Annotated in this window: 4 protein-coding genes and 1 pseudogene; 2 read left to right on the top strand and 3 right to left on the bottom strand. The window is 72.3% G+C overall.

Annotated elements, in window-relative coordinates:
- The 3 genes from VN520_RS02260 to VN520_RS02250 form a co-directional block, all read right to left on the bottom strand.
- On the bottom strand, window positions 1–447 hold a 447-nt coding region (locus VN520_RS02260; RefSeq protein ID WP_325745120.1), incomplete at its 3' end, for a TerD family protein.
- Window positions 448–557: 110 nt separating this feature from the next.
- Window positions 558–1,157 carry a dihydrofolate reductase family protein gene (locus VN520_RS02255; protein WP_325745119.1) on the bottom strand — a complete coding sequence of 200 codons (600 nt, stop codon included), beginning with the start codon at window positions 1,155–1,157 and terminating at the stop codon, window positions 558–560.
- A gap of 150 nt (window positions 1,158–1,307) precedes the next feature.
- Entirely contained in the window at window positions 1,308–2,117 is an 810-nt protein-coding gene (locus tag VN520_RS02250; protein ID WP_325745118.1) for an NAD(P)-dependent oxidoreductase, read from the bottom strand.
- Between the two features lie 341 nt (window positions 2,118–2,458).
- On the opposite strand from VN520_RS02250, the gene VN520_RS02245 reads away from it, so the two are divergent.
- Both VN520_RS02245 and VN520_RS02240 read left to right on the top strand, forming a co-directional pair.
- Window positions 2,459–3,418: a 5-dehydro-4-deoxyglucarate dehydratase gene (locus VN520_RS02245; protein WP_325745117.1), complete on the top strand. Its 960-nt coding sequence runs from the start codon at window positions 2,459–2,461 to the stop codon at window positions 3,416–3,418.
- Window positions 3,415–4,124, top strand: a pseudogene (locus VN520_RS02240) (hypothetical protein); the annotation flags it as partial. The gene VN520_RS02245 and the pseudogene VN520_RS02240, both read left to right, overlap by 4 nt.

Genomic DNA, 4,124 nt, shown 5'->3' with positions numbered 1-4,124 from the left:
GCCCTGGCCGACCGCGCGGGCCTTCCAGGCGCCGTTGCGCAGGTAGATCTCGATGACCACCAGCGCCGTCTCGCTGCCCAGCTGCGGCGGGGTGAAGGTGGCGAGCGCGCTGCCGTCGTCCGCGTTGCGCACGGTGGCGGTGGGCTCGACGCCCTGGAAGGTCTGGCCCGCGGCGTCGGGGCTCGCTGTGACCACGATCTTCTCGACGCCCGGGGGGACCGCCGTGGTGTCCACCACGATCGCGTCGGGGGCGGACCCGCCGCCCGAGCGGTAGGTCACGCCGGGGCCCGAGGGCTGGTTGTAGAAGATGAAGTCGTCGTCGGAGCGCACCTTGCCGTCGGAGGTGAGCAGCAGGCCCGAGACGTCGAGCCGCACGGGGGCGGCGACGTCCACCGCCACGCGGGCGGCGGAGAGAGGGATGTTCGAGCCGGGGGTCATTGCGGTCATGCACGGGGTAACGAACGACCCGGCTTTGCCGTTCCCTTACCTTCGCGGCCTTGCCCCGTACGGCTCAGCGCCCGCCCCGGGCCCGGTCCTTTGCGGCGGGGCGCCGGTCCTCACCGGGGCGCGGGCCCGGAGCTCCGCGGGCGGACCACGTCGAAGACGTTCTTCTGGAGGCCGTTGGCGTAGGTCTCGTGCTCGACGAGCTCCAGCTTCTGGGTGTCCTTGTCCGTGGTGCTGAAGAGCCGCTTGCCCGCCCCGAGGAGGAGGGGGAAGACCAGCAGGTGGTAGCGGTCGATGAGGCCGGCGTCCGAGAGGTTCTGGTTGAGGGTGGCGCTGCCGTGGACGATGACCGGGCCGCCCTCCGTCTCCTTCAGTGCCGCGACGTCGTCGAGCGAGCGCAGGACGGTGGTCCCGCCCCAGCCCGGCACCAGGTCGTCGTCGTGAAGGGTGGTGGAGACGACGTACTTCGGCATCAGCCGGTAGCCGGCGAAGTCCTCCATGCCGGGCCACACCTGGCTGAAGGCCTCGTAGCTGGTGCGGCCCAGGAGCATCGCGGTGGCCTCCTGCTGCTCCCGGTCCTTGATCTCGAACGCCTCGGGGAGGAACGCGACCTCCTTGAAGGTCCACCCGGAGTTCCGGTAGCCGGGCTCACCGCCCGGGGCCTCCATGACGCCGTCGAGAGAGATGAAGGCGGTGCTGATCAGTGTGCGCATCGAAGGGTCCTCGTGTCCTCGGTCCGGGTCCTGCGGAGTCGGCCGGTGCGTGCCGCGACCGCTCCTGCGGCCGCGCCGCACCACCCGTATCCATGACCGCCGACGCCGGGCAGACTCATCGGCCGCGGCGGCCCCCGGCCGGGGCCGGGCTCAGTAGGGCCAGATCGGCGGGTCCGTGACGAAGTGGCCGCCGAGGTGGGCGTGGTCGGGGTTCTGCGGGTCCAGCTCGCCGTGTTCGGCGACGAGCTTCTCCGCGTACTGCTCGGAGTCGTCCTGCGGGTCGTAGCCGAGGGAGCGGGCCGTCGTCAGGTCCCACCACAGCCGGGTGTTGTCGGAGGAGCCGTAGACCACGGTGTGCCCGACCCCCTCGGCGGTGAGGGCCGCGTGGAAGAGGCGTGCTCCGTCGCCGGGGCTCATCCAGACGGACAGCATCCGCACCGACGTCGGCTCCATGAAGCAGGAGCCGATGCGCACGGAGACGGTCTCCACGCCGTGCTTGTCCCAGTAGAACTGGGCGAGGTCCTCGCCGAAGGACTTCGACAGGCCGTAGAAGGTGTCGGGGCGGCGGGGGGTCTCGACCGGGATCAGCGGGTCCCCGTCGAGCGGGCGCGGGGTGTAGCCGACGGCGTGGTTGGAGGAGGCGAACACGATGCGCTTCACACCCTCCTCGCGTGCCGCCTCGTAGAGGTTGTACGTGCCCTCGATGTTCGAGCGCAGGATCTTGTCGAAGGAGGACTCCAGGGAGATGCCCGCCAGATGGATGACCGCGTCGACCCCCCGTACGGCTTCGCGCAGCGCGGCCCTGTCACCGAGGTCGGCGGTGATCGCGTCGGGTTCGCCCTCGATGGGGGTGACGTCGAAGAGCCGGAGGTCGTAGCCGTACGCGGGGAGGAGTCCCCGCATCAGGGTGCCGAGGCCGCCGGCGGCGCCGGTGAGAAGGACGGTGCGGGGAGCTGGCATACGGGGATCTCCTCGGTGCGGGCGCGGGGCCGGGCGCGGTGTGCGCGGACGGTTGCGATGCTGTGCTGCGTGGGACCGGACGTACGGACAGCAAGGTACGCGGGGCACGCAGATGTCACGCAGCCGCCCGCTACCTCAAAACCATGGACGGCATTCACATGCGTGGACACGCTAGGAACTTGTGGCGGACCGCGTCAAGTGTCGCCCGGAGGCGGCCGGTTCGGCCGGGGCCGGGCGTGCGCGTCTTGACCGGCGCCGCGCGGCTGCCTTAGCGTGGCGGCGTTCAGAAATATGGACACCGATCATAATTGTGCACGCCTGAATCTGCTCAGGGAGCGCCCGTGACCTCAGCCCCCCTTGCCGCCCGACTCACCGATGTCGCCGGGCCGCTCTTCTTCCCCGTCACCGCCTACGGGCCGGACGGCGCCGTCGATCCCGACGTCTTCCGCGCGCACGTGCGCAAGGGCGTCGACGCCGGTGCCGCGGCCGTCTTCGCCTGCTGCGGCACCGGCGAGTTCCACGCGCTGGCCCCGGAGGAGTTCCGGCTCGTCGTGCAGGCGGCCGTCGAGGAGACCGCAGGGCAGGTGCCCGTCGTCGCGGGCGCCGGCTACGGCACGGCGCTCGCGATCCAGTACGCGAAGCTCGCCGAGGAGGCGGGGGCGGACGGGCTCCTCGCCATGCCGCCCTACCTCGTCGTCGCCGGCCAGGAGGGGCTGCTGGCCCACTACACCGCCCTCGCCGCCGCCACCTCCCTGGAGACGGTCGTCTACCAGCGGGACAACGCGGTCTTCACCCCGCAGACCGTCGTCGCCCTGGCCAGGACCCCCGGGATCATCGGTCTCAAGGACGGCTACGGCGACCTCGACCTGATGCAGCGCATCGTCAGCGCCGTGCGCACCGGCCTGCCCGGCGAGGACTTCCTCTACTTCAACGGGCTGCCCACCGCCGAACTCACCGGGCCCGCCTACCGGGGTGTCGGCGTCACGCTCTACTCCTCCGCCGTCTTCGCCTTCGCCCCCGACATCGCCCTCGCCTTCTACCGGGCGCTGGAGTCGGGCGACGAGGGCCTGGTGAACACACTGCTCGACGGCTTCTACCGGCCGCTCGTCGAACTGCGGGCCAAGGGCCGCGGTTACGCGGTGTCGCTGGTGAAGGCGGCCGTCCGGCTGGAGGGCCTGGACGTCGGCCCGGTGCGCACCCCGCTCACCGAGCCCCCGGCCGCGCACATCGAGGAGCTGGCCTCGGTCATCGCGAACGGCCGGGCGCTGCTGGAGAAGCACCGCGCGGGGGAGGCGAAGTGAGGGCCTCCGCCTTCCTGTACCCCTGGGACGTCGTGGGGGACCCGGACGCCGCCTCCCGCCTCGCCGGCCTCGGCGTCCAGCAGGTGACGCTCGCCTCCGCCTACCACTCCACCCGGGCCCTGACCCCGCGCCACCCCGGCCGCCGCATCGTCACCGCCGAACACGCGGCGGTGCTCTACCCCCCGGACGCCACGCGCTGGACGGGGCGCGGACTGCGCCCCTACGCGCAGTCCTGGGTGGCGGGGGAGGACCCGTACGCCGAGGCGGCCGGAGCCCTGGCGGACGTCGGGCTCCAGGTGCACTCCTGGGTGGTACTCGCCCACAACTCCCGCCTGGGCGCCGAGCATCCGGACACCTCCGTGGTCAACGCCTACGGCGACCGCTACCCCTGGGCGCCGTGCATCGCGCAGCCCGCCGTCCACGCGTACCTGGTGGACCTCGCGGCGGAGGCGGCCGTACGCCCGGGGGCGGCGGGCACCGAGCTGGAGTCGTGCGGCTGGTACGGCTTCGCCCATCTGCACGCCCACGACAAGGTCTCCGGGGTCGCCCTCGGGGACGCGGCGCAGTATCTGATGTCCCTCTGCTTCTGCGCCGGCTGCGAGGCCGGTTACGCCTCCGTGGGGCTCGCCGCCGGGGAACTGCGCGCCGCCGTACGCCGTGCCCTGGAACCGGTCTGGGCCGGATCCGGCCCCGGCGGGCAGGGCTG

The organism is Streptomyces sp., assembly GCF_035563135.1.
Lineage (GTDB): Bacteria > Actinomycetota > Actinomycetes > Streptomycetales > Streptomycetaceae > Streptomyces.
The sequence above is the reverse complement of the archived record's forward strand: the minus strand, read 5'-3'. Positions and strand labels throughout refer to the sequence as shown.